Origin of the sequence: Rhizobium etli CFN 42 (assembly GCF_000092045.1) — a bacterium.
Taxonomy (GTDB): Bacteria; Pseudomonadota; Alphaproteobacteria; order Rhizobiales; family Rhizobiaceae; genus Rhizobium; species Rhizobium etli.
The window spans coordinates 451,809-474,366 of sequence record NC_007765.1 but is presented as its reverse complement, the minus strand read 5'-3'; the positions used below and the strand labels follow the sequence as shown (position 1 = coordinate 474,366).

The window sequence follows — 22,558 nt, the reverse complement described above, 5'->3', positions numbered from 1 at the left end:
CATTTTGCCAGATACTGTTTTGTCTAGATGCTTTCCCTTCAATTCCAGACACCATCATCAGACCGGAGCCATCGTCGAGCAGCTAGGCGGGCCGGCCCAAACAACAAATCAACAATGACAACAGAGGGTCCAATGAGGAAAGCATTTCTTCTATCGATCACCGCAATGTCGTTCAATGCAGTATTGGCTGGTTGCACGACAGTAACTCCCGATGGTTTGACGCGCTATGAAAAGAACATCAGTGTGGCGAGCGGCGAGCGCACCAGGCTGGGTGTCGCCTTCCTCATCAATCCTGACTGCAGCATGAGAACAGTGCCCGAGGTCCGCATCCGTGAGGCGCCGAAGCACGGCAAGGTGGAGAGTGTGCGCGAACTCGCGTTCCCCAATGGCAAGGGCGAATATAAAAAGTGCAATGGCACAAAGGTACCCGCCACGGTAGGGTACTACACGTCTGACGAAGGCTTTGTCGGTAAGGACAGAGTTGTTGTTCGCACGTCCTATAAAAACGGCGTCGTCGACGAAGGGGTCCTGAACATTACCGTTGTCGAATAGCCATGCTGTGATGGCGGTCGCCCCAGAATCCAACCTCCATACTGTGAGCCTCACATGAACGTGCGATACGCACTTTTTTATTCGGCGCTCCTTCTCCTTGAGGGAGGGCACGCCCAAGCTCAGGCGATCGAGAAGGAGAGTACCTCCGCTACGGTCATCTCAGGCAGTCGAACCGTCATTTACCAATCGTCATTTGTGCATCCTGACTGCACGACGGCTGCCCTGCCGCGCCTAAAGGTTCTGGACGGCGGCAAACACGGAAAGATCCAAATCGTCCATGAAAAGGTGTTTCCGAATTTCGCGCGAAGCAGTCCTCGCTACAAATGCAATGGCCGCAAGGTCGACGGAGCTGTGGTTTACTACACGCCCGGCGCCGGGTTCACCGGATCCGATAAAGTAAGGTTGCGAGAGTCAAGCGAGTCGGAGGCCGGCGTTTGGGAGATCACCGCTCGTGTAACTGTCGTTGACTGACAGGGTTTTCGACTAGCCGATTGATCACAGGAGCGCGCAGTTGCGGATGACGCCTTCTGGATCGGTGGGGAGAGAAAACGGACAATTCGATCAAGCGTCGCGGCGACCCGTGCGAGGGAACTACCCGGTCCATGATGGTCTTATGCGCCGCTATCTTTTTCGGCGCTCGCCGCCATGTGCCGCAGATCTTCCCAGAGGCTTTCGGCGAAGCTGCGTAGGACCGTGAGTTCGAAACTGTCGTCGCCGGTGCGGGCGATCTGCACGGAGATGTGGCCGATCATCGTCATCACAGAGCGGCCTTCCGCAAAGACGCTGGGGTCAAGATCGACCGCCGTACCTTTGGAAAGAAGCAGCCTTGAGGAGTGGCCGGACACGCCGATGCGGATGCGGCCGTGGCTCTGGTCGGTGACGAAGGCTTTCCCTGCGAGCGCTGCCGTAAGAGCGTTAAGACCTGCGGGGGCAAGCGGCTCATCGCCGGCGACGAACCATTGCCGGAAACCGGCCTGACGGATCGAGCTTTCCGCAAAGCCCGCCTTCGTCAGTTCAGCGGCGAGCGCCGCCGGCTCGATTTCACCGAGCACATGCAGCAGATGGCCCTCCGGCAAGGCTTCCAGCCGGAGGCCGGGTCCCGTTACGTTATGTGCCGTCCCGGCGAGAACCGGTTTGTGCTGGGGAAGATCAGGCATGAAGCTTCTCGTTTTCGGGATCGATGAAGACGGGCTGGCAGAGCACCGCATCAGTGTATTCATTGTGCAGCCCGTTCCAGACCGTCACCTTCTCACCGATGCGCTCCGGCCCGCGCCGGACGAGCGCCAGACCGATCTTATGGCCGAGCGTCGGCGAAAAGGCACTCGACGTAACATAGCCCTGATCGTTTTCAAGCGTCGCCGCAGCGCCCTCGGCAAGAATATGCGAACCGGTGCGGAAGCTGCTTGCCGGATTGAGCGGCATGACGCCGACAAGACGCGGACGCTCGGGATCCTGCAGGCCCTCACGGGCGAGCATCGCCTTACCGATGAAATCCAGCTTGGTGGTCGAGACCATACGGCCGAAGCCGAGATCGCCCGGTGTGACCGTGCCGTTGATCTCGGCGTGGGTGACATGGCCCTTCTCGATGCGCAGGACGCCGAGCGCTTCGGCGCCGTAGGCGCAGATGCCGTGTTTTTCGCCGGCGGCCATGATGGCGTCGGCAACGCTTTCGCCGTAGCCGGCCGGCACCGCCAGCTCGTAGGCGCGTTCGCCGGAGAAGGAGATGCGGAACAGCCGGCCTTCGAGACGGCCGCCGAACAGCGAAATCTCGCGGGCGCTCATGAAGGGGAAGGCGGCATCGGAGATATCCTCGTCGACGATCTCGGCGAGGATGGCCCGGGACTTCGGCCCGGCAACGGCCATCTGCGCCCATTGGTCGGTCGAGGAGGCGAAGCAGACGTCGAGTTCCGGCCACAGCGTCTGGGCGCAGAATTCGAGATGGGTGAGTACGCCGGCGGCAAGCGCCGTCGTCGTCGTCATGAAGAAATGCTCGTCGCTGAAGCGGCTGGTGGTGCCGTCGTCATAGATGAAGCCGTCCTCGCGCAGCATGATGCCATAACGCGCCTTGCCGACGGCAAGCTTGGCGAAGCCGTTGCAATAGACCCGGTCGAGGAAGGTCGCGGCATCGCGGCCGAAGATTTCAATCTTGCCGAGGGTGGAGACGTCGCAGAGGCCGGCATTTTTGCGGATATTCAGCACTTCGCGGTCGACGCTGTCGCGCCACGTCGCCTCGCCCGCGCGCGGAAACCAGGAGGAGCGATACCAGAGGCCGGTTTCGACGAAGACCGCGCCGTTCTTCTCAGCCCAGCCATGCAGCGGCGATTTGCGCGCCGGCTGGAAATCCTTGCCGCGCGATGCCCCGGTCAAGGCGCCGAAGGAGACCGGCGTATAGAAGGGCCGGAAGGTCGTCGTTCCCACCTCCGCCGGCGAAACGCCGCGCGCTTCGGCCAGAATGCCGATGGCGTTGATGTTGGAAAGCTTGCCCTGGTCGGTCGCCATGCCGCTCGTCGTATAACGCTTGGCAAGCTCGACATGGCCGTAGCCCTCGCGCATGGCAAGACCGAGATCTTTGAGATGCACGTCGTTCTGGTAATCGACGAAAGCCTTGCCCTTCGAGCCTTTGACCGACCAGAGCGGCTTCGTGCGCTGAGCCGTCTCGGTGGCTGAGGCAAAGGCCGGTTCCGCTGCAAGGCCGATTGCCTTCAATGCCGCGGCAGCCTTTCCCGCCCCGTCGCCGAGGCAGGCTGCAGTCTGCGCAAGGCCGGCAGCCGAGCCGGTAATGGCAAGACCATCCTGCGCAGCCGGCGCCAGAAACGCTGCAGTCTCGTGCGACCAGTGCGGCTTGCCGCCGCGATGGCAGGCAAGATGGATGATTGGGCTCCAGCCGCCCGACATAGCAAGCGCATCCGCCTCAATCCGGCGAACACCGTCTTCGGTCCCGACGCTGACGCCGCGCAGGCGCTTGCCGCCGAACGCGTCGATCACCCGGGCGCCCTTCAGTACCTCGGCGCGGCCCTGCCAGCTCTTGCCGCCATCGGCGCGGCTGTCGACGATCGCCGCAACTCGAAGGCTGGCGGCTTCAAGGTCGGCGGCGGTGTCATATCCGGTATCGTTGGTGGTAAAGATCACCGTGCTTTGGCCCGGCGCGACCGCCTGCCGGTTGAGATAGCTGCGCATGGCCCCTGCCATCATCACGCCGGGAATATCGTTACCGCCGAAGACGAGCGGCCGCTCCTCGGCACCTGTCGCAAGGATCGCCTGCCGGGCGACGATACGCCACAACCGTTCGACCGGACGATCCGGATCGGGCATCGCCACATGCTTCTGCACACGTTCGAGTGCGCCGAAGACATTGTCGTCGTACCAGCCGAAAACCGTCGTGCGCGGCAGACGGCGCACATTCGCCAGTCCTTCGAGTTCGGCCAACAGCTCGCCGAGAAGAGCGTCCGCCGGTTCGCCGTCGACGGCGCCGCTGTCCGAGAGCAGGCTGCCGCCGAGTTCGGAGCCTTCGTCGGCGAGGATGACGCGGGCGCCGGCACGGCCGGCAGTGAGCGCTGCGGCAAGGCCGGCAGGGCCGGCGCCGATCACCAGCAGATCGCAATGCGCCCAGCATTTCTCATAGGCATCGGGATCGGCTTCGTAGGAGGCTCGGCCAAGGCCCGCCGCCTTGCGGATCACCGGCTCGTAGAGCTTTTCCCAGAGGGCCGCCGGCCACATGAACGTCTTGTAGTAGAAACCGGCGCTGAGGAAAGGCGCGAGCAGCCCGTTGACGGCGCCGACGTCGAAACCGAGCGACGGCCAGCGGTTCTGGCTCTTTGCCGCCAGCCCCCCGTAGAGCTCGATCATCGTCGCGCGCGTATTCGGTTCGGTGCGCCCGCCGCTGCCTATCGTCACCAGCGCGTTCGGTTCGGCCGCGCCCGCCGTCAGAATGCCGCGCGGGCGGTGATATTTGAAGCTGCGGCCGACGAGCTTGATACCATTGGCAAGCAGCGCCGAGGCGAGCGTGTCGCCCGGATGGCCTTCCAGCGCCTTGCCGTCAAAGCTGAAGCCAAGGGTCGTGGCCCGGTCGATGCGGCCGCCGGAGGAAAGACGGAAGCTCGTCATGCCGGTTCTCCGCCGAGCTTCGAACCGGCGGCATCCCTGACGCCATGGACGGCATGGCTGACGGTATCACGCTCGACGATCAGCCAGCGGCGGCATCCGGAGGAGTGATGCCAGTATTCGCTGTGCCTGCCCTTCGGATTGTCGCGCAGATAGACATAGTCGTACCAGACCTCCGCGCCGGCATCCGGCGCCGGCCGGACAAGGTTCGCATCGCCGCGGATTGAGAATTCCTCCTTGGGCCGGAGGCCGCAATGGGGACATGAAATCAGGCTTGCCATGGTCGAATGTCCTCAGTGCAGATTGGGCTGAGCGCCGACGCCTTTTTCATCGATCTGATAGCCGCGCTCGAAACGGTCGAGCCGGAAGGCGCGGGCCGTCTGATGCGGCGTATTGCGGGCGATCAGATGGGCGTAGCAGAAGCCGGAGGCGGGCGTGGCCTTGAAGCCGCCGTAGCACCAGCCGGCGTTGAGATAGAGATTGCCGATATGGGTGCGGTCGATGATTGGCGAGCCGTCCATGCTCATATCCATAACTCCGCCCCAGGAACGGAGAAAACGCACGCGCGACAGCGACGGGATCATCGCGATCCCGGCTTCGGCGACATGCTCGACCGTCGCCAGATTGCCGCGCTGGGCATAGGAATTATACCCGTCAATATCGCCGCCGAAGACGAGACCGCCCTTGTCCGACTGGGACACGTAAAAATGCCCGGCGCCGAAGGTGACGACATTGTCGATGAAGGGTTTCAACCCTTCGGACACGAAGGCCTGCAGCACATGGCTTTCGATCGGCAGGCGAAGGCCGGCCATATCGGCGACGACGGTGGAATTGCCAGCCGCCGCCAGCGCCAGCTTGCCGCAGCCGATGAAGCCCCTGCTGGTCTCAACCCCGGTGACTTGACCGTTTTCGCGGCGGATGCCGGTGACTTCGCAGTGGGTGATGATGTCGACGCCGTGACTGTCTGCGCCGCGGGCATAGCCCCAGGCGACCGCATCGTGGCGCACCGTGCCGCCGCGCGGATGGAACAGGCCCCCCATCACGGGGAAACGCGCATTGTCGAAATCGAGGAAGGGCAGTTTTTTACGCACCGCCTGCCGGTCGAGCAGCTCGGCATCGACGCCGTGCAGCCGCATGGCGTTGCCGCGGCGCGTATAGGCATCACGCTGCACATCGGAATGGAAGAGGTTGAGCACGCCGCGCTGCGAGACCATGGCGTTGAAGTTGAAGTCCTGCTCCAGCCCTTCCCAGAGCTTCATCGACAGCTCGTAGAAAGGGTTGTTGCCCGGCAGCAGGTAGTTCGAGCGGATGATCGTCGTGTTCCGGCCGATATTGCCGGAGCCGAGATAGCCCTTTTCGAGCACGGCGACGTTGGTGATGCCGAATTCCTTGGCGAGATAATAGGCGGTGGCAAGGCCGTGACCGCCGCCGCCGACGATGACGACATCGTAATGCGGTTTCGGTGCCGGGTCGCGCCAGGCAGGCGCCCAGCCTTTGTTGCCGCGAAGGCCGTTGAGAAAGATCGAAAGAACGGAATAGCGCATGGGTCAACCCGAAAAGAATGACAGCATGATGACAGAAGGGAAGGGATCGACTTGCGCAATTGGGACTTCAATGATTAGAAAAGAGACATGTCCTCAGCGGAAACTAGGCCCGATAGCAGAAGTGTCCAGGAGATCGGCTTCATCCTGATTCCGGAATTCGCTCTGATGTCCTATGCCTCGGCGACCGAGCCGCTCAGGGCGGCAAACCTTCTGGCGGGGCGCGAGATCTATCGCCTGTCGATCTTCTCGCCCGACGGTGCGCCGGCTCTTTCCTCCTCCGGCGTCACCGTGCCGGCTGAATCTCTTCCCGTAAGGGGGGCAGGCCTCGGCACGGTCTTCGTCTGCGCCGGCGGCTCGCCGCGCAACTGGCGATATCCGGGCGCGCTTGCCTGCCTGAGGCAATTGTCACGCGAAGGTGTCAGGATCGGCGGCATATCGGGCGGACCCTATCTGATGGCCGCCGCCGGTCTGCTTGCCGGCCGCGACTTCACCATCCATTGGGAGCATGCCGCTGCCCTTCTGGAATCCTTCCCAGATCTCACGCCGCGCCAGGCGCGCTTCGTGATCGACGGCAACCGCATCACCTGCGGCGGCGGCATTGCGCCGCTCGATATGATGCATGTGCTGATCGCCGAGCGCATGGGATCGGATTTCGCCCGCCGCGTCAGCGATTGGTATCTCCACACCGAAGTCAACGAGCCCGCCGCGCCGCAGCGCGCGTCGCTCGCCGAGCGCTACGGCGTCCATCATCCCGGCCTTCTCAGCGTTCTCGAGCGAATGGAAGAGACGATCGAGATGCCGCTCGGCCGCGCCGCCATGGCGCGCATCGCTGGTGTCACCCCGCGGCACCTCGACAGGCTCTTTTCAACCCATCTCGGCACGACCTTTCTCGATCAGTATCACCGGATCAGGCTTCAGCATGGCCAACGCCTGCTGAAGCAGAGCCCGCTTTCCATCTCGGAAATCGCGGTCGCCACCGGTTTTTCCAGTCCGAGCCATTTTTCCCGCATGTTCCGATCCGTCTACGGCACGGCTCCGAGTGAGGCGCGGCGAGACTAAGCTTTCTTCAAGGTTGAGGAAATTTCACTACCACGATAGGATTGCCTCGGACAAAAAAGAAGGCGGCAGCGGAAAATCTATGAAATCCAAACAGGAAGCGGAGAAGCAACCGGAACCGGCGCATGGCGGACGCGCTCCTTTTTCGCAGGATCCGCACGCTGTCCGGGAGCCGAAGGAAAACAACCTCGAAATGGCGATCGGCCATGAGGTGCGCGCCTACCGCAAAAAACTCGGCATCACGGTCACCGATCTGGCGGCCGCCACCGGCATTTCGCTCGGCATGTTATCGAAGATCGAGAATGGCAACATCTCGCCATCGCTGACGACGCTGCAATCGCTGTCGCGGGCGCTCGGCGTTCCGTTGACAGCCTTTTTTCGCCGCTACGAGGAGCCGCGCAATGCCGTCTTCGTCAAGGCAGGGCAGGGCGTCGAACTCGAGCGGCGCGGCACGCGCGCGGGTCACCAATATAATCTGCTCGGCCATATCGACAACAACACCAGCGGCGTCATCGTCGAGCCCTATCTGATCACGCTGACGGCCGATTCCGATGTTTTCCCGACCTTTCAGCATGAGGGCATGGAGTTTCTCTACATGCTTGAAGGCGAGGTCATCTACCGCCACGGCGACCAGCTTTTCCAGATGCAGCCGGGCGACAGCCTGTTCTTCGACGCCGATGCGCCGCATGGGCCGGAGCAACTGGTAAAACTGCCGAGCAAGTACCTCTCGATCATCAGCTATCCTCAACAGAGCTCGCGAAGCTGACTTGCCTTAGAAGAAAAATTTATTCCTGGCAGTTGAAGTCCTTACATAGACCTGCTAGTCCTTTCTCAACATGAAAGGAGGCACAGCCTATGTGCGGCATTGTTGGATTGTTCCTCAAGGACAAGAGCCTTGAGCCTCAGCTCGGAAACCTGCTCTCGGATATGCTGATCACCATGACGGATCGCGGACCGGACTCGGCCGGCATCGCGATCTACGGCGGCTCTGCCGAGGGCAAGGCGAAAATCACCATCCAGTCCAGCAATCCAGGCGCGGACTTCGAAGGCTTAGCCGCTGACCTCGAGGAAGCCGGCATCAAAGCCCATGTGTGGATCAAGAGCACGCACGCGGTCATTGAGCTTGATGCCTCCAAGCTTGGAGCAGTGCGCGACGCGCTCGAACGGATTCGCCCGGCAGTCCGCCTTATGGGCTCAGGTGAAAGCGTCGAAATCTACAAGGAAATCGGTCTCCCAAAAGACGTCGTTGCGCGGTTCGGCGTCCGCGCAATGAGCGGAACCCACGGCATCGGCCATACCCGCATGGCGACGGAATCCGCCGTCACCACCCTCGGCGCCCATCCATTCTCGACCGGCGCCGACCAGTGCCTCGTGCACAATGGCTCGCTGTCTAACCACAACAACCTGCGCCGCGAACTGGTGCGAGAAGGCATGACCTTCGAGACGCAGAACGATTCCGAAGTCGCCGCCGCCTATCTGACAGCCGAAATGGCGAAGGGCAAGGATCTCGGCCAGGCTCTGACCGGCGCGCTCGACGACCTCGACGGCTTCTTCACCTTTGTCGTCGGCACCAAATCCGGCTTCGGCGTGGTGCGCGACCCGATCGCCTGCAAACCCGCCGTCATGGCCGAGACCGAGCAATATGTCGCCTTCGGTTCGGAATACCGCGCGCTGGTCAATCTTCCCGGCATCGAGAATGCCCGCGTCTGGGAGCCGGAGCCGGCAACTGTCTACTTCTGGGATCACGACAAGGCCGCCTGAGGCGCGCTGAAAGCCAAGAGGCGGCGCGGACCGTCTCCCGGACCAATGAGGATTCAATGCCGACATTCGATCTATCCAACACGCCTCTTCGCGAACTGAACCGCGCGCTACACGCTCTCTCCAAAGGTGCCAACGACACTGAATTCGAGGTCATCAACCCGCGCGGCAGCCATGCCGTCGCTGTCGGCATCGACAGCCCCGTCACGGTCTCCGTCCGAGGATCGGTCGGATACTACTGCGCCGGCATGAATGACGGCGGCAGGGTCACGGTTCATGGGTCCGCCGGTCCGGGCGTTGCCGAAAACATGATGTCCGGCACCGTCGTCATCGAGGGCGACGCCAGCCAGTATGCCGGCGCGACCGGCCGGGGTGGCCTGCTCGTCATCAAGGGCAATGCCGCTTCGCGCTGCGGCATTTCGATGAAAGGCATTGACATCGTCGTTCATGGCAGCATCGGCCACATGTCGGCCTTCATGGGCCAGTCCGGCCATCTCGTCGTCCTTGGCGACGCTGGCGATGCGCTCGGGGATTCGCTCTACGAAGCCAAGCTGTTCGTCCGCGGTGAGGTGAAGAGCCTCGGCTCCGATTGCATCGAGAAAGAGATGCGGCCGGAGCATCTGGAAAAGCTTGCCGAGCTGCTTGAAAAGGCCGGCGTCACGGACGTCAGGCCCGAAGAATTCAAGCGCTACGGCTCGGCCCGCAAGCTCTACAATTTCAACATTGACAACGCAGATGCGTACTGAGGCGAGGGACACCCATGAGCTATCACAACCCCTATACCCCGCCACGCAAGTCCGCGACTTTCGACGACTATACGCTCGCCGAAATCCGCCGCGCGGCGGCCACGGGCATCTATGACATCCGCGGCGCCGGCACCAAGCGTAAGGTTCCGCATTTCGACGATCTGCTGTTTCTCGGCGCCTCCATCTCGCGCTATCCGCTCGAAGGCTACCGCGAGAAGTGCGATACGACAGTGGTGCTCGGCTCGCGCTTCGCCAAGAAGCCGATCACGCTGAAGACCCCAATCACCATTGCCGGCATGAGCTTCGGTGCGCTGTCCGGCAACGCCAAGGAAGCGCTCGGCCGGGGTGCAACGATCGCCGGCACGTCGACGACGACAGGCGACGGCGGCATGACGGATGAGGAACGCGGCCATTCGCAGACGCTGGTCTACCAGTATCTGCCTTCCCGCTACGGCATGAATCCTAGGGACTTGCGCCGCGCCGACGCGATCGAAGTCGTGGTCGGCCAGGGCGCTAAGCCCGGTGGCGGCGGCATGCTGCTCGGCCAGAAGATCTCCGACCGCGTCGCCAATATGCGCAATCTGCCGAAGGGCATCGACCAGCGCTCGGCCTGCCGCCATCCCGACTGGACAGGCCCCGACGATCTGGAAATCAAGATCATGGAACTGCGCGAGATCACTGACTGGGAAAAGCCGATCTACGTCAAGGTCGGCGGCGCGCGCCCGTATTACGACACCGCGCTTGCCGTGAAGGCCGGCGCCGACGTCGTCGTGCTCGACGGCATGCAGGGCGGCACGGCGGCGACGCAGGATGTCTTTATCGAGAATGTCGGCATGCCGACACTCGCCTGCATTCGTCCGGCCGTCCAGGCGCTGCAGGATCTCGGCATGCACCGAAAGGTGCAGCTGATCATCTCGGGCGGCATCCGCTCGGGCGCTGACGTGGCGAAGGCGCTGGCGCTCGGAGCCGACGCTGTCGCAATCGGCACGGCGGCGCTCGTCGCTATCGGCGACAACGATCCCCGCTGGGAAGAGGAATATCAGAAGCTCGGCACGACAGCCGGCGCCTATGACGACTGGCATGAAGGCAAGGATCCGGCGGGCATCACCACCCAGGACCCGGAGCTGGCAAAACGCCTCGACCCGGTTGCGGCCGGCCGCCGCCTTGCCAACTACCTCAAGGTCATGACGCTCGAAGCCCAGACCATCGCGCGCGCCTGCGGCAAAAACCACCTGCACAACCTCGAGCCGGAAGACCTCGTCGCACTGACGATCGAGGCATCGGCTATGGCGCAGGTGCCGCTCGCCGGCACCAACTGGATCCCCGGCAAGGGAGGCTTTTGATTTCTACCGGCCGGGCACATGTCCCGGCCGTCTCATATCCATAACCAAAGTGTCTCGAAGAAATCCAAAGGGGAACGAGAATGACACTGGACCTTGCTGCTTTTGCGAGAGACAAGAGCATCAAATATTTCATGATCAGCTATACCGACCTGTTCGGCGGCCAACGCGCCAAGCTGGTCCCGGCAGAAGCCATCGCCGACATGCAGAAGGACGGCGCCGGCTTTGCAGGCTTTGCAACGTGGCTCGATCTGACGCCGGCCCATCCCGACTTGTTTGCGGTTCCCGATGCTTCCTCCGTCATCCAATTGCCCTGGAAGAAAGACGTCGCATGGGTCGCCGCCGACTGCGTCATGGACGATCGGCCTGTCGAACAGGCGCCGCGTGTCGTGCTGAAAAGACTGGTGGCTGAAGCTGCGAAGGAAGGGCTCCGGGTGAAGACCGGCGTGGAGCCCGAATTCTTTCTCATCTCTGCTGACGGTTCGGTGATTTCAGACCAGTTCGATACCGCCGAGAAGCCTTGCTACGACCAGCAGGCCGTGATGCGTCGGTATGATGTCATCGCCGAGATCTGCGACTATATGCTGGAGCTCGGCTGGAAGCCCTATCAGAACGATCACGAGGATGCGAACGGCCAGTTCGAGATGAACTGGGAATATGACGATGTCCTGAAGACCGCCGACAAGCACTCCTTCTTCAAATTCATGGTCAAGTCGGTCGCCGAAAAGCACGGCCTTCGCGCTACCTTCATGCCGAAGCCCTTCAAGGGCCTGACCGGAAACGGTTGCCATGCGCACATCTCGGTCTGGGACGTCGATGGCAGGGTAAACGCCTTCGCGGACAAGGAAATGGCCTTTGGGCTCTCGGCTCAGGGGAAAACCTTTCTCGGCGGCATCATGAAGCACGCCCCCGCGCTGGCCGCGATCACCAATCCGACGGTCAATTCCTACAAGCGCATCAACGCGCCGCGCACCACCTCGGGTGCCACCTGGTCGCCCAACACCGTGACATGGACGGGCAACAACCGCACTCACATGGTGCGCGTGCCGGGGCCTGGGCGCTTCGAGCTGCGCCTGCCGGACGGCGCGGTCAATCCATACCTCTTGCAGGCGATCATCATCGCAGCCGGCCTCGAGGGCATCCGCAGCCAGGCAGACCCCGGCCAGCATTACGATATCGATATGTATGCTGAGGGGCACCTGGTGAAGGACGCGCCGCGCCTGCCACTCAACCTGCTCGATGCACTGCGCGCCTTTGATGCCGACGAAGGCTTGAAGGCGGCAATCGGGGCTGAGTTTTCCTCCGCCTATCTCAAGCTCAAGCACCTGGAATGGAATGCCTACTGCTCGCATTTCACCCAGTGGGAACGCGACAGCACGCTCGATATCTGAGCAGCCGGACCGACGTCTTTGCCATGCCGGGTTGGACAGCTCGGCATGGCCGGACTCTTATACCTGAAAGGGCGAAGGAAGAGACAGCATGAAGAGCTTCATACTCACCGTATCCTGCAAATCGACGCGCGGCATCGTTGCGGCGATTTCGAGCTATCTGGCCGACAAGGGCTGCAACATCATCGACAGCTCGCAGTTCGACGACCTCGATACCGGCAGGTTCTTCATGCGCGTCAGCTTCATTTCGGAAGAGGGCCTGTCCGGTTCCGCGATCAGCGCCGATTTTGCTGCCGTCGCCGCGCCGTTCGAGATGGACTATGATTTCCACGACAGCGAGAGCCGCATGAAGGTGCTGCTGATGGTGTCGCGTTTCGGCCATTGCCTCAACGACCTGCTCTACCGCTGGAAGATCGGCGCGCTGCCGATCGACATCGTCGGCGTCGTCTCCAACCATTTCGACTACCAGAAGGTCGTCGTCAACCACGACATCCCCTTCCACCACATCAAGGTGACCAAGGAGAACAAGCCGCAGGCCGAAGCCCAGCTCGTCGACCTCGTCGAGCAGACCGGCACCGAGCTGATCGTGCTCGCCCGCTACATGCAGGTTCTCTCCGACCAGCTCTGCAAGCAGATGTCGGGCAGGATCATCAACATCCACCACTCCTTCCTGCCGTCCTTCAAGGGCGCCAATCCCTACAAGCAGGCCTATCAGCGCGGCGTCAAGCTGATCGGTGCGACCGCCCATTACGTCACAGCCGATCTCGATGAAGGCCCGATCATCGAGCAGGACACCGCCCGCATCACCCATGCGCAGTCGCCCGAGGACTATGTCTCGATCGGCCGCGATGTCGAAAGCCAGGTGCTGGCGCGGGCCATCCACGCCCATATCCATCACCGCACCTTCATCAACGGCAACCGCACCGTCGTCTTCCCGGCGAGCCCCGGGAGCTACGCCTCCGAACGTATGGGGTGAGAGATGGTCGAGGTCATCGACGGCAAGCTTATAGCTGCATCGGTCATTCAGACGGTCAAGAGTGCGACGGCAGCGCTGGAAATGGTGAGCGGCGTCACCACCGGCCTTGCGGTCATCATCGTCGGCGACGATCCGGCAAGCCACGCCTATGTCGGCTCCAAGAGCCGCATGGCGAAGGAATGCGGTTTCAAGTCTGTGCAGCACACGCTGCCGGCCGAGACGACGCAGGAGGAACTGGCAGGCCTCGTCGCCACGCTCAACGCCGATCCGTCGATCCACGGCATCCTGGTGCAATTGCCCTTGCCAAAGCCGCTCGACAGCGAGCCGATCATCCAGTCGATCCTGCCGGAAAAGGATGTCGACGGCCTGAGCGTCGTCAATGCCGGCAAGCTCGCCACCGGCGACCTGAAGACCGGTCTGGTCTCCTGCACGCCGGCCGGCGCCATGGTCTTCGTTCGCCGCACCCATGGCGAGGATCTCTCCGGCCTCAACGCCGTCGTCATCGGCCGTTCCAATCTGTTCGGCAAGCCGATGGCGCAATTGCTTCTCAACGCCAATGCGACGGTGACGATCGCGCACTCCAGAACCAAGAATCTCGCCGAAGTCTGCCGCAACGCCGATATTCTGGTCGCCGCCGTCGGCCGGCCGGAGATGGTCAAGGCCGATTGGGTCAAGCCCGGCGCGACCGTGATCGATGTCGGCATCAATCGGGTGCCGGCTCCTGAGAAGGGCGAGGGCAAGACCCGGCTGGTCGGCGACGTCGCCTTCCGGGAAGTCTCCGAGATTGCCGGCACCATCACGCCGGTGCCCGGCGGTGTCGGGCCGATGACCATCGCCATGCTGATGGCCAATACTGTCATCGCCGCCCATCGCGCCGCAGGCCAGGTGCCGCCGAAGTTTTGAGTGGAATGCCGTCTGGCGGGCCTTGCCATGACGTGAAAGATTTATATAGTCAGGAAACAATTATTCCGTACAGGAAATAAGAGGGAACGGAAATGGCTCTATCATGGCGTTTCTCCGCCTTGGCGGATCGGCATCGCGCTCTGGGATCGAAGCTCGAAGACTGGAGCGGTATGGGAACCGCCTGGACCTACGAGAAGGACATGTCGGAAGAGCATGTCGCAGTCCGCACCAAGGCCGGCATCATGGATGTTTCCGGCCTTAAGAAGGTGCACCTGGTCGGCCCGCACGCCATCGCTGTCCTCGACTACATCACCACCCGCGACCTGACGAAGATCTATCCCGGCCGCTCGGTCTACGCGACCATGCTGAACGACCGCGGCCACTTCACCGACGATTGCATCGTCTATCGCACCGGCCCGAATTCCTGGATGCTCGTGCATGGCTCCGGCTCCGGCCACGAGGAAGTCGTCAAGCAGGCGGCGGGCCGCAATTGCGCCGTGCTGTTCGACGACGACCTGCACGACCTGTCGCTGCAGGGGCCGCTTGCAGTCGATTACCTCGCCAAATATGTGCCTGGCATCCGCGACCTCAAATATTTTCACCACATGCAGACGACGCTATTCGGCGCGCCCGTGATGATTTCGCGCACCGGCTATACCGGCGAGCGCGGCTACGAGATCTTCGTGCGCGGCCAGGACGCCGTGATGGTTTGGGACAGGATCGTCGAGGAAGGCAAGGAGATGGGCATCATCCCCTGCTGCTTCTCGGTCCTCGACATGCTGCGCGTCGAAAGCTATCTGCTGTTCTACCCCTACGACAATTCGCAAATGTATCCCTTCGCCGACCAGCCGCCCGGCGACAGTCTCTGGGAACTCGGCCTCGACTTCACCGTCAGCCCCGGCAAGACGGGCTTCCGCGGCGCCGAGGAACATGCCCGTCTCGAGGGCAAGGAGCGCTTCAAGATCTTCGGCATGCTGATCGACGCCGACGGACCGGCCGATCTCGGCGACGAGGTCTTTGCCGACGGCAAAAAGGTCGGGGTCATCACCTGCCCAAGCTATTCCTCACTGACGAAGAAATCCATGGCGATCGCCCGCCTCGACGTTGACAAGGCGGTGCACGGGACGAAACTCGAAGTCCGCGGCAAGACCGTCAAGGCAAGCGCCACCGCCCATACGCTTCCCTTCGACGACCCGGAAAAGAAGAAGAGGACTGCCGTAGGTTAAGGAGCACGCCAATGCTCGTTGCAGGCATCAAGAGCCGACCAGTCTATAAGGGCCTGACCATCCAGCCGCGCGCCCGGCGGCACATTTTCGCACTCGAGGGGGAGGGCGCCAGGGCTCTCCTGGATCAGCAGCCCGCGCTTGACGAAACGGCTCTTTCCCGCAGTGAGATCCTCTATGTCGCCCGCGGTTCTCAAGGCTCCGGCCTAGATGAGTCCCTGCGCCGGCTCGGCTCCGACATGTTCTTCACGGCGCCGACGATCGCAACGCTTCTCTTCCGGTTGAAGGGCTCGCTCGCGACGGCTCACATGGGCACTCGGCTTTATATCTCCGGCACGGAGGGCTTCATCGGCCAGGCGATGCTCGTGGCGCTTGACTACGGCATGGACCACGCCTCCATCATCACCGAGCATCGGGGCTCGCTGGCCAGGCGGGTGCAATGCGTCCATTGCAAGGGTATCACTGACGACGTCACCGCCAGCCCCTTCGCCTGCAGCCATTGCGGGCTGACGCTTCTCGTCCGTGATCACTATTCGCGGCGGCTCGCCGCCTTCCAGGGCGTCAACATCGACGCGGAAGAGCCCGGCAGCGCGCCTGGGCCAGAGGAGTTGTTCCTTTGAGCGGCGGTACTGAAATTCCCGTGCGCGTAGCGCGGATCACTCCGATCGCCGAGCGCGTCAAGCGTTTCCGCTTCGAGCGCCTGGATGGCAAGCCGATGCCGTATTTTTCAGGCGGCGCGCATATCATCGTCTCGATGAACGATGGCGGCCATATGCGCCGCAATGCCTACTCGCTGATGTCTCCCCCGCATGATTGCGCGGCCTACGAAATCAGCGTGCTGCATGTCGAGGATTCACGCGGCGGCTCCACCTTCATGCATGAGAAGGTCAGCGAAGGCGACGAGCTGAAGGTCAGTTATCCCGTCAACCTCTTCCAGCCCGACTGGCGCGGGCGCAAGCATGTTCTGATCGCCGGTGGCATCGGCATTACCCCTTTCATTGCGATGATGGAGCAGTTTTCCCGCGGAGGCGCCGCCTTCGAGCTGCATTACGCCATTCGAACGCGCGACCGCGGCGCCTACTGGCGGGAACTCCTGGAGCGCTATGGCCCGCATCGCATCAAGATCTATTGCGACGCCGAAGGCGGTGCCATCCCGCTGTCGCGTCTGCTCGACTGCCAGCCGCTCGGCACGCATCTTTATGTCTGCGGCCCCTCCGGCATGATCGACGGCGTGATGAAAGCGGGGCTCGATGCCGGCTGGCCAGAGCAGAACCTGCATTCGGAACGGTTTCTTTCCTCTTTGCCCGGGAAGCCCTTCACGATCGAGCTTCTACGCTCCGGCAAGACCGTGAAGGTCGGCCATCACGAAAGCATGCTGGAGGCGATCGAGGCGGCCGGCGTCGACGCCCCCTTCCTCTGTCGCGGCGGCGCCTGCGGTCAATGCGAAACGGCGGTCGCCGTCTGCGATGGCAAACTGCTGCACAACGACGTCTATCTGACAAGCGAAGAAAAGGCATCCGGCAGCAAGGTGATGATCTGTGTTTCCCGCTTCGAGGGAAACACGCTTCATCTTGATCTCTGACGGCATCAAAAAAGGAGACCGGACATGGCAATCGCCTTCAAGCAAGAAACATTCCGGGACGATTTCAGCTACCGGAACAGCCCTGGCAATATCCGTCGTTTCCCGTTTCCCTTCGATCGCGACGAATACATGTATTCGGTCAACATGGAACCGCATGTGCGCGGCCGGGCGGGAACCGTCTACGAAAACCTGATCGATGTCGACGAGCATTACGTCGCCGAGATGCAGGATCGAGCGCTGGTGCTGAAGGAAGATCCGCTGCGCTATCAGGCGCTGCCGCACATGATGAGCGCCCAATGGGACACGCTCGAACTGCTGATGGAAGAGCAGGCGGCGGGTTACCCCGAGCATTTCACCCTGATCCGCAACGGTGACCAATGGCGCTGGATCAACCGGCCGCTCGGCATCGACGACAGCTTCACCTTCGGCGATGCCTCGACGCTGCCCTATGAACCCTTCGAATATATCACCCGCCAGGCCCAGGGTGATTTCTGCATCGTCGACCAGCGCGACGGCAATTTGTGGATGGATGCCGGCATGGTGACGACGCAAGCCGATTGGTCGCTCGATTTCGACATCGGCATGAACTTCATGGAATGGCACGGGCCGGTGCCGCTCGCCCATCAGATCGGTGTCTTCGACCGGGCGCTGAAATTCCTTTTGAACCTGCAGCAGGGCAAGCCGACACGGCGCTTCAACTGGACGATGACGATCAATCCGCGGCTCGACACCAGCCCGGAGAATTATCACAAATGGGGCCCCGACCGTACGACGGTGACGCCGGAGAATGTCGGCGAGAAAGTGCATCTGCGAGTCGAGCTGCAAAGCCTCTGGCGCCTGCCGCGCTCGAACGCCATCCTTTTCGTCATACGCTGCTACCTGATGAACATGGAAGAGCTCGTCACCGTGCCGAAATGGGCGCGGCGCTTCCCGCGCGTGCTGAAGACGCTGCCGCCGGAACTCATCGACTACAAGGGACTCACCCGTTACCGCGAGACGACAATCGACTGGCTTTCGAAATATGACGACGGGGCTCCGACCAGCCCCGGCATTTATCCGGACTGAGAGAAATGCCGTAACAGTTTGAATTTCTGCATAATCCTGGCCTTCTTCGATTTTAGGTCGAGGAGTTATCCGGCACACAATGCCATATAATCAAGAGGGGAATGCTTCATGACAAGAGTAGCCGTGATCGGTGCCGGTCCTTCCGGGCTTGCGCAGCTGCGCGCCTTTCAATCGGCTGCCCAGAAGGGCGCCGAAATCCCGGAGATCGTCTGCTTCGAAAAGCAGTCGGACTGGGGCGGGCTCTGGAACTATACCTGGCGAACCGGCCTCGACGAATATGGCGAGCCCGTCCATGGAAGCATGTATCGCTATCTCTGGTCGAACGGTCCGAAGGAATGCCTCGAATTCGCCGATTATTCCTTCGAGGAGCATTTCGGCAAACCGATTGCCTCCTACCCGCCGCGCGCCGTGCTCTGGGACTATATCAAGGGCCGCGTCGAGAAAGCGAATGTCCGCCACTGGGTGCGCTTCAGCACGCCAGTGCGGATGGTCCGCTTCGATGAGGCCATGAAGAAATTCACGGTGACGGCGCATAACCGCATCGAAGACCGGATGTATGACGAGGAATTCGACTATGTCGTCGTTGCATCAGGCCACTTCTCGACCCCGAACGTGCCCTATTTTGAAGGTGTGAAGACCTTCAACGGCCGCGTCCTGCACGCCCATGATTTCCGCGACGCTCTCGAGTTCAAGGGCAAGGACATCTTGATCGTCGGCCGCAGCTATTCGGCCGAAGACATCGGTTCGCAGTGCTGGAAATACGGCGCGAAATCGGTGACGACGAGCTACCGTTCAAAGCCGATGGGCTTCAAGTGGCCGGAGAATTTCGAAGAACGGCCGCTGCTGACCAGGCTCGAAAACCGCACCGCGCATTTCCTCGACGATTCGAGCAAGGAAGTCGACGCCTTGATCCTATGTACCGGATACCAGCACCATTTCCCCTTCCTGCCCGACGATCTCCGGCTGAAGACCGCCAACCGCCTGTGGGCCGACAGCCTCTACAAGGGCGTAATCTTCGACAAGAACCCGCAGCTCTTCTATATCGGCATGCAGGACCAGTTCTATACCTTCAACATGTTCGACGTGCAGGCCTGGTGGGCGCGCGACGTGATGATGGGCCGCATCACCCTGCCGCCGGAAGAGGAACTGAAGGCGAATTTCGACATGTGGCGCGCCCGCGAGGAGACGCTCGAGGATGCCGAGCAGATGATCTGGTATCAGGGTGACTATGTGAAGGAACTGCTCGCCGAGACCGATTATCCTTCCTTCGACATCGAAGGCACCAACCGGACCTTCATGGAATGGGAACATCACAAGGCCCACAACATCATGGGCTTCCGCGATCATGCCTACCGGTCGCTGATGACCGGCAACATGTCGCCGAAGCATCATACGCCGTGGGTCGAGGCGCTCGACGATTCCATGGAGGAATATCTGCGCAACTGATGGCGGGGATGCCGCATAATTTATTAAATCCGAATCGATTTCCGGATAAAGTCATGCGGCAGATTCAAAGTGCTGCGGCCCCGCATGGCAGGAAGAGAGCCGTTCGCTGCGGCTCCTTCCAACGTTTAAAGTGAAGTGAGTAATCCAATTCGCAATTCCTCCTTTCGAGCGAGGCCCTCATGGATTTTCAAACAAGCATTCTCGGGCGCATGAGCGGTTTTCTTTACCGCTGCCGCGCCGACGAAAACTACACGATGCTTGAGATGACCAACGGCATCGAGCGCATCTTCGGTTACCCTGCCGACGAAATCATCGGCAACAGGACACGGACTTTCACCTCGATCATGTACGAGGAAGACGTGCCCTTGATGGACGAGGTGGTCGGGCGGGCGCTCGAGCAGCGGACGGACTGGACGATGGAATACCGCATCCGCCACGCCGGGGGCCATCTCATCTGGGCGACCGAGACCGGTGGCGGAATCTGGGACGAGAACGCTGAACTTCTCTATCTCGAAGGCAGCATCATCAATATCGAATCGCTCTATCAGCGAATCGACGAACAGACCGCCGACATGCGCGTCACCGCCTCGAAGACCAACGAGATCCTGCAGTCGCTGCGTTACCTCAAGCTGCTCGCCGTCAACGCCGGCATCGAGGCGGCGCGTGCCGGCACCGCTGGGTCAGGCTTTGCCGTGCTTGCCGCCGAGATGCGCACGCTCGCCAACTCGTCGGAAGAGGCCGCACGCGCCATTTCCGACGCCCAACGCAAGGCGCAAGGCTGAGCGTTGCCCAAGCGACGGTTGAATTTGCGGCTTGCGATGAAAGTCGCACCGTTAACTGTGCGGGGCGTCTTCTTATCGCTCTGTATTTCCAACAACTTGGCATTATCCCGGCCGCGAAAAACGTCGTGCCGTTATAGGGAATGTTAGGGCCGCGTTAACCTTTTGTTAACCATACCGGCGGTAGACATGGTCAACGATTTCTTCACATAGATGACCAAAGTGCTAACAGACGCTCGCTCTATCCGCATCAAGGGCCGCTCTTTCCTGGCGGTCATGCTGTCCCCGGACCTTCCGATCGATGATTGGTTGGCCAGGCTGGACGATCTGGCTGCCCGCTCGGCCGGCTTTTTCCTCGGACGGCCTGTCGTGCTCGATTTGACGGATCTGCAAATCGACCGGCCGCAGTTGAAGGACCTCATCGCCGAACTTGCCAAGCGCAATGTCAGCATCATGGGGATCGAGGGCGCGCGCCCGTCGATCCTGGGCGCGGGCATGCCTCCGGCGCTGAAAGGCGGCCGCTCCGCCTCCGACATCGAGGTTCAGCCGAATGAGCCTGCCGATCCGGTGGCCAAGCCGGCAGCGACCGAGACCCGCCCGGCAATGACGACGCAATCCATCGTCATCAGGGAACCGGTGCGCTCGGGGCAGTCGGTGATTTTTCCGGAAGGCGACGTCACCGTGATCGGAGCTGTTGCCTCGGGCGCCGAGGTCATCGCCGGCGGCTCCGTCCACATCTACGGCGCGTTGCGCGGCCGGGCCATGGCAGGCTCCATCGGCAACGCATCGGCGCGGATCTTTTGCCGCAAGCTCGAAGCCGAGCTGGTGGCGATCGACGGCATCTACAAAATGGCGGAAGACATGGCCCCCAATCTTCGCGGACAGGCTGTTCAGCTCTGGCTCGAAGAGGACGCGATCATGGCGGAAAAACTGATCTGACCCGGCTGCGGCCACGGCAAAGGAGAGAGAAATGGGGAAAGTGATCGTCGTCACGTCAGGCAAGGGCGGGGTCGGAAAGACGACCTCGACCGCCGCTTTGGGAGCGGCGCTGGCGCAACGCAATGAAAAGGTCGTCGTGGTCGATTTCGACGTCGGCTTGCGCAATCTCGACCTCGTGATGGGCGCAGAGCGCAGGGTCGTCTACGACCTGATCAACGTCATCCAGGGGGATGCCAAGCTCACCCAGGCGCTGATCCGCGACAAGCGGCTGGAGACGCTGTTCCTGCTGCCGGCCTCTCAAACCCGCGACAAGGACAATCTGACGGCCGAGGGCGTCGAGCGCGTCATCAACGATCTGAAGCGCTATTTCGACTGGATCATCTGCGACAGCCCCGCCGGAATCGAGCGCGGCGCGACACTTGCCATGCGCCATGCCGACGTTGCCGTCGTCGTCACCAACCCGGAAGTTTCGTCGGTCCGTGATTCCGACCGTATCATCGGCCTGCTCGATGCCAAGACCGCCAAGGCCGAACGCGGCGAGCGGATGGAAAAGCACCTGCTGCTCACCCGTTACGACGCCAACCGCGCCGAACGCGGTGACATGCTGAAGGTCGACGACGTCCTGGAAATCCTCTCCATCCCGCTCCTCGGCATCGTGCCTGAGAGCATGGATGTGCTGCGCGCCTCCAACATCGGTGCGCCGGTCACGCTGGCGGAAAGCCGCAGCGCGGCTGCGATGGCTTATTTCGATGCCGCTCGCCGGCTCGCCGGCGAAACCTTGCCGGTCACGATCCCCGAGGAAAAGCGCAATCTTTTCGGCAAGATCTTCGGACGGAGGGCAGCATGAATATCTTCCGTCTTTTCAACAAGCAGAGAACGGCACCCGCCGCCCGCGAACGCTTGCAGGTGCTCCTTGCGCACGAACGCTCATCGGCAGGATCGGACCTTGTTTCGCTGCTGCGCGAGGAAATCCTTGCGGTGATCGCAAAGCATGTCGAGCTTGACCACGACAAGGTGCAGGTGACGATCGACCGCAACGAGTTTGTCTCCACTCTGGAGATCGACGTCGAAATCCCGCTGAACGCAGCGGTACAGGCCGCTTGAGGGCAATATCCGGGAGACGACGGACGGAACCGATCGTCGTCTCCTGAACGCGAAAT

The 22,558-nt window shown here is 61.6% G+C and carries 23 protein-coding genes; 19 read left to right on the top strand and 4 right to left on the bottom strand.

All coding sequences use genetic code 11. From position 1 onward, the window contains the following. The first annotated feature begins 132 nt into the window (after nt 1–132). Nucleotides 133–552, top strand: coding sequence for a hypothetical protein (locus RHE_RS26265; RefSeq protein ID WP_011428282.1), 420 nt, complete (start codon nt 133–135; stop codon nt 550–552). A 54-nt stretch (nt 553–606) separates the two neighbouring features. Then, entirely contained in the window at nt 607–1,023 is a 417-nt protein-coding gene (locus RHE_RS26260) for a hypothetical protein (protein ID WP_011428281.1), read from the top strand. A gap of 140 nt (nt 1,024–1,163) precedes the next feature. Here RHE_RS26260 and RHE_RS26255 read toward each other — a convergent pair whose 3' ends face one another. Genes RHE_RS26255 through RHE_RS26240 form a run of 4 tightly spaced genes read right to left on the bottom strand, consistent with a single transcriptional unit; the run spans nt 1,164 to nt 6,197 of the window. Next, entirely contained in the window at nt 1,164–1,709 is a 546-nt protein-coding gene (locus RHE_RS26255) for a sarcosine oxidase subunit gamma family protein (RefSeq protein WP_011428280.1), read from the bottom strand. Then, nucleotides 1,702–4,656: a sarcosine oxidase subunit alpha family protein gene (locus tag RHE_RS26250; protein ID WP_011428279.1), complete on the bottom strand. Its 2,955-nt coding sequence runs from the start codon at nt 4,654–4,656 to the stop codon at nt 1,702–1,704. Before RHE_RS26250 ends, RHE_RS26255 begins: the two co-directional genes overlap by 8 nt. After that, entirely contained in the window at nt 4,653–4,934 is a 282-nt protein-coding gene (locus RHE_RS26245; protein WP_011428278.1) for a sarcosine oxidase subunit delta, read from the bottom strand. The genes RHE_RS26250 and RHE_RS26245 overlap by 4 nt, the downstream gene beginning before the upstream one ends. A 12-nt stretch (nt 4,935–4,946) precedes the next feature. Then, nucleotides 4,947–6,197, bottom strand: coding sequence for a sarcosine oxidase subunit beta family protein (locus tag RHE_RS26240; protein WP_011428277.1), 1,251 nt, complete (start codon nt 6,195–6,197; stop codon nt 4,947–4,949). Between the two features lie 87 nt (nt 6,198–6,284). Between RHE_RS26240 and RHE_RS26235 the strand changes: the two genes are divergently transcribed. The 17 genes from RHE_RS26235 (at nt 6,285) to minE (ending at nt 22,502) form a co-directional block, all read left to right on the top strand. Then, entirely contained in the window at nt 6,285–7,256 is a 972-nt protein-coding gene (locus RHE_RS26235; protein WP_042119911.1) for a GlxA family transcriptional regulator, read from the top strand. A gap of 79 nt (nt 7,257–7,335) precedes the next feature. After that, nucleotides 7,336–8,019 (top strand): helix-turn-helix domain-containing protein, encoded by a 684-nt coding sequence (locus RHE_RS26230; protein ID WP_020923233.1) that lies wholly within the window; start codon nt 7,336–7,338, stop codon nt 8,017–8,019. An 89-nt stretch (nt 8,020–8,108) separates the two neighbouring features. Continuing rightward, nucleotides 8,109–9,014, top strand: coding sequence for a class II glutamine amidotransferase (locus RHE_RS26225; protein ID WP_011428274.1), 906 nt, complete (start codon nt 8,109–8,111; stop codon nt 9,012–9,014). Nucleotides 9,015–9,070: 56 nt separating this feature from the next. Further along, nucleotides 9,071–9,757: a GltB/FmdC/FwdC-like GXGXG domain-containing protein gene (locus RHE_RS26220; protein ID WP_011428273.1), complete on the top strand. Its 687-nt coding sequence runs from the start codon at nt 9,071–9,073 to the stop codon at nt 9,755–9,757. Nucleotides 9,758–9,771: 14 nt separating this feature from the next. Continuing rightward, nucleotides 9,772–11,100 (top strand): FMN-binding glutamate synthase family protein, encoded by a 1,329-nt coding sequence (locus RHE_RS26215; protein WP_011428272.1) that lies wholly within the window; start codon nt 9,772–9,774, stop codon nt 11,098–11,100. An 80-nt stretch (nt 11,101–11,180) separates the two neighbouring features. Further along, nucleotides 11,181–12,488, top strand: coding sequence for a type III glutamate--ammonia ligase (gene glnT, locus RHE_RS26210; protein ID WP_011428271.1), 1,308 nt, complete (start codon nt 11,181–11,183; stop codon nt 12,486–12,488). An 88-nt stretch (nt 12,489–12,576) separates the two neighbouring features. Next, nucleotides 12,577–13,461, top strand: a complete 885-nt coding sequence (gene purU, locus RHE_RS26205) for a formyltetrahydrofolate deformylase (RefSeq protein WP_011428270.1) — start codon at nt 12,577–12,579, stop codon at nt 13,459–13,461. A gap of 3 nt (nt 13,462–13,464) precedes the next feature. Next, nucleotides 13,465–14,364: a bifunctional methylenetetrahydrofolate dehydrogenase/methenyltetrahydrofolate cyclohydrolase FolD gene (folD, locus tag RHE_RS26200; RefSeq protein WP_011428269.1), complete on the top strand. Its 900-nt coding sequence runs from the start codon at nt 13,465–13,467 to the stop codon at nt 14,362–14,364. A gap of 92 nt (nt 14,365–14,456) precedes the next feature. Next, complete coding sequence (locus tag RHE_RS26195; protein ID WP_042119910.1) at nt 14,457–15,590, top strand: aminomethyltransferase family protein; 1,134 nt, start codon at nt 14,457–14,459, stop codon at nt 15,588–15,590. Nucleotides 15,591–15,601: 11 nt separating this feature from the next. Further along, nucleotides 15,602–16,207: a dimethylamine monooxygenase subunit DmmA family protein gene (locus tag RHE_RS26190; protein WP_011428267.1), complete on the top strand. Its 606-nt coding sequence runs from the start codon at nt 15,602–15,604 to the stop codon at nt 16,205–16,207. Beyond that, the gene (locus RHE_RS26185) at nt 16,204–17,169 is read left to right on the top strand and encodes a PDR/VanB family oxidoreductase (protein WP_042119908.1); all 966 of its coding nucleotides are present in this window, start codon (nt 16,204–16,206) and stop codon (nt 17,167–17,169) included. Before RHE_RS26190 ends, RHE_RS26185 begins: the two co-directional genes overlap by 4 nt. Before the next feature lie 24 nt (nt 17,170–17,193). Then, nucleotides 17,194–18,234 (top strand): heme-dependent oxidative N-demethylase family protein, encoded by a 1,041-nt coding sequence (locus tag RHE_RS26180; RefSeq protein WP_011428265.1) that lies wholly within the window; start codon nt 17,194–17,196, stop codon nt 18,232–18,234. Nucleotides 18,235–18,342: 108 nt separating this feature from the next. Beyond that, nucleotides 18,343–19,680: an NAD(P)-binding domain-containing protein gene (locus tag RHE_RS26175; RefSeq protein ID WP_011428264.1), complete on the top strand. Its 1,338-nt coding sequence runs from the start codon at nt 18,343–18,345 to the stop codon at nt 19,678–19,680. 179 nt (nt 19,681–19,859) lie between these two features. Next, on the top strand, nt 19,860–20,462 hold the full coding sequence (locus RHE_RS34900) for a methyl-accepting chemotaxis protein (protein WP_011428263.1): 603 nt from the start codon (nt 19,860–19,862) through the stop codon (nt 20,460–20,462). Between the two features lie 210 nt (nt 20,463–20,672). Further along, entirely contained in the window at nt 20,673–21,398 is a 726-nt protein-coding gene (gene minC, locus RHE_RS26165; protein ID WP_011428262.1) for a septum site-determining protein MinC, read from the top strand. Nucleotides 21,399–21,429: 31 nt separating this feature from the next. Beyond that, nucleotides 21,430–22,245 (top strand): septum site-determining protein MinD, encoded by an 816-nt coding sequence (gene minD / locus RHE_RS26160; protein ID WP_011428261.1) that lies wholly within the window; start codon nt 21,430–21,432, stop codon nt 22,243–22,245. After that, the gene (gene minE, locus RHE_RS26155) at nt 22,242–22,502 is read left to right on the top strand and encodes a cell division topological specificity factor MinE (RefSeq protein ID WP_011428260.1); all 261 of its coding nucleotides are present in this window, start codon (nt 22,242–22,244) and stop codon (nt 22,500–22,502) included. The genes minD and minE overlap by 4 nt, the downstream gene beginning before the upstream one ends. Nucleotides 22,503–22,558 lie beyond the last annotated feature (56 nt).

Bases quoted from the DNA above. Each gene is read 5' to 3' on its own strand.
- RHE_RS34900 (WP_011428263.1), top strand. From the start codon at position 19,860: ATGGATTTTCAAACAAGCATTCTCGGGCGCATGAGCGGTTTTCTTTAC.
- RHE_RS26255 (WP_011428280.1), bottom strand. From the start codon at position 1,709: ATGCCTGATCTTCCCCAGCACAAACCGGTTCTCGCCGGGACGGCACAT.
- folD (WP_011428269.1), top strand. From the start codon at position 13,465: ATGGTCGAGGTCATCGACGGCAAGCTTATAGCTGCATCGGTCATTCAG.
- RHE_RS26245 (WP_011428278.1), bottom strand. From the start codon at position 4,934: ATGGCAAGCCTGATTTCATGTCCCCATTGCGGCCTCCGGCCCAAGGAG.
- RHE_RS26195 (WP_042119910.1), top strand. From the start codon at position 14,457: ATGGCTCTATCATGGCGTTTCTCCGCCTTGGCGGATCGGCATCGCGCT.
- RHE_RS26220 (WP_011428273.1), top strand. From the start codon at position 9,071: ATGCCGACATTCGATCTATCCAACACGCCTCTTCGCGAACTGAACCGC.
- RHE_RS26235 (WP_042119911.1), top strand. From the start codon at position 6,285: ATGTCCTCAGCGGAAACTAGGCCCGATAGCAGAAGTGTCCAGGAGATC.
- RHE_RS26250 (WP_011428279.1), bottom strand. From the start codon at position 4,656: ATGACGAGCTTCCGTCTTTCCTCCGGCGGCCGCATCGACCGGGCCACG.
- RHE_RS26265 (WP_011428282.1), top strand. From the start codon at position 133: ATGAGGAAAGCATTTCTTCTATCGATCACCGCAATGTCGTTCAATGCA.
- minD (WP_011428261.1), top strand. From the start codon at position 21,430: ATGGGGAAAGTGATCGTCGTCACGTCAGGCAAGGGCGGGGTCGGAAAG.
- RHE_RS26190 (WP_011428267.1), top strand. From the start codon at position 15,602: ATGCTCGTTGCAGGCATCAAGAGCCGACCAGTCTATAAGGGCCTGACC.
- RHE_RS26240 (WP_011428277.1), bottom strand. From the start codon at position 6,197: ATGCGCTATTCCGTTCTTTCGATCTTTCTCAACGGCCTTCGCGGCAAC.
- RHE_RS26230 (WP_020923233.1), top strand. From the start codon at position 7,336: ATGAAATCCAAACAGGAAGCGGAGAAGCAACCGGAACCGGCGCATGGC.
- RHE_RS26180 (WP_011428265.1), top strand. From the start codon at position 17,194: ATGGCAATCGCCTTCAAGCAAGAAACATTCCGGGACGATTTCAGCTAC.
- glnT (WP_011428271.1), top strand. From the start codon at position 11,181: ATGACACTGGACCTTGCTGCTTTTGCGAGAGACAAGAGCATCAAATAT.
- purU (WP_011428270.1), top strand. From the start codon at position 12,577: ATGAAGAGCTTCATACTCACCGTATCCTGCAAATCGACGCGCGGCATC.
- RHE_RS26175 (WP_011428264.1), top strand. From the start codon at position 18,343: ATGACAAGAGTAGCCGTGATCGGTGCCGGTCCTTCCGGGCTTGCGCAG.
- RHE_RS26215 (WP_011428272.1), top strand. From the start codon at position 9,772: ATGAGCTATCACAACCCCTATACCCCGCCACGCAAGTCCGCGACTTTC.
- minC (WP_011428262.1), top strand. From the start codon at position 20,673: ATGACCAAAGTGCTAACAGACGCTCGCTCTATCCGCATCAAGGGCCGC.
- RHE_RS26260 (WP_011428281.1), top strand. From the start codon at position 607: ATGAACGTGCGATACGCACTTTTTTATTCGGCGCTCCTTCTCCTTGAG.
- minE (WP_011428260.1), top strand. From the start codon at position 22,242: ATGAATATCTTCCGTCTTTTCAACAAGCAGAGAACGGCACCCGCCGCC.
- RHE_RS26225 (WP_011428274.1), top strand. From the start codon at position 8,109: ATGTGCGGCATTGTTGGATTGTTCCTCAAGGACAAGAGCCTTGAGCCT.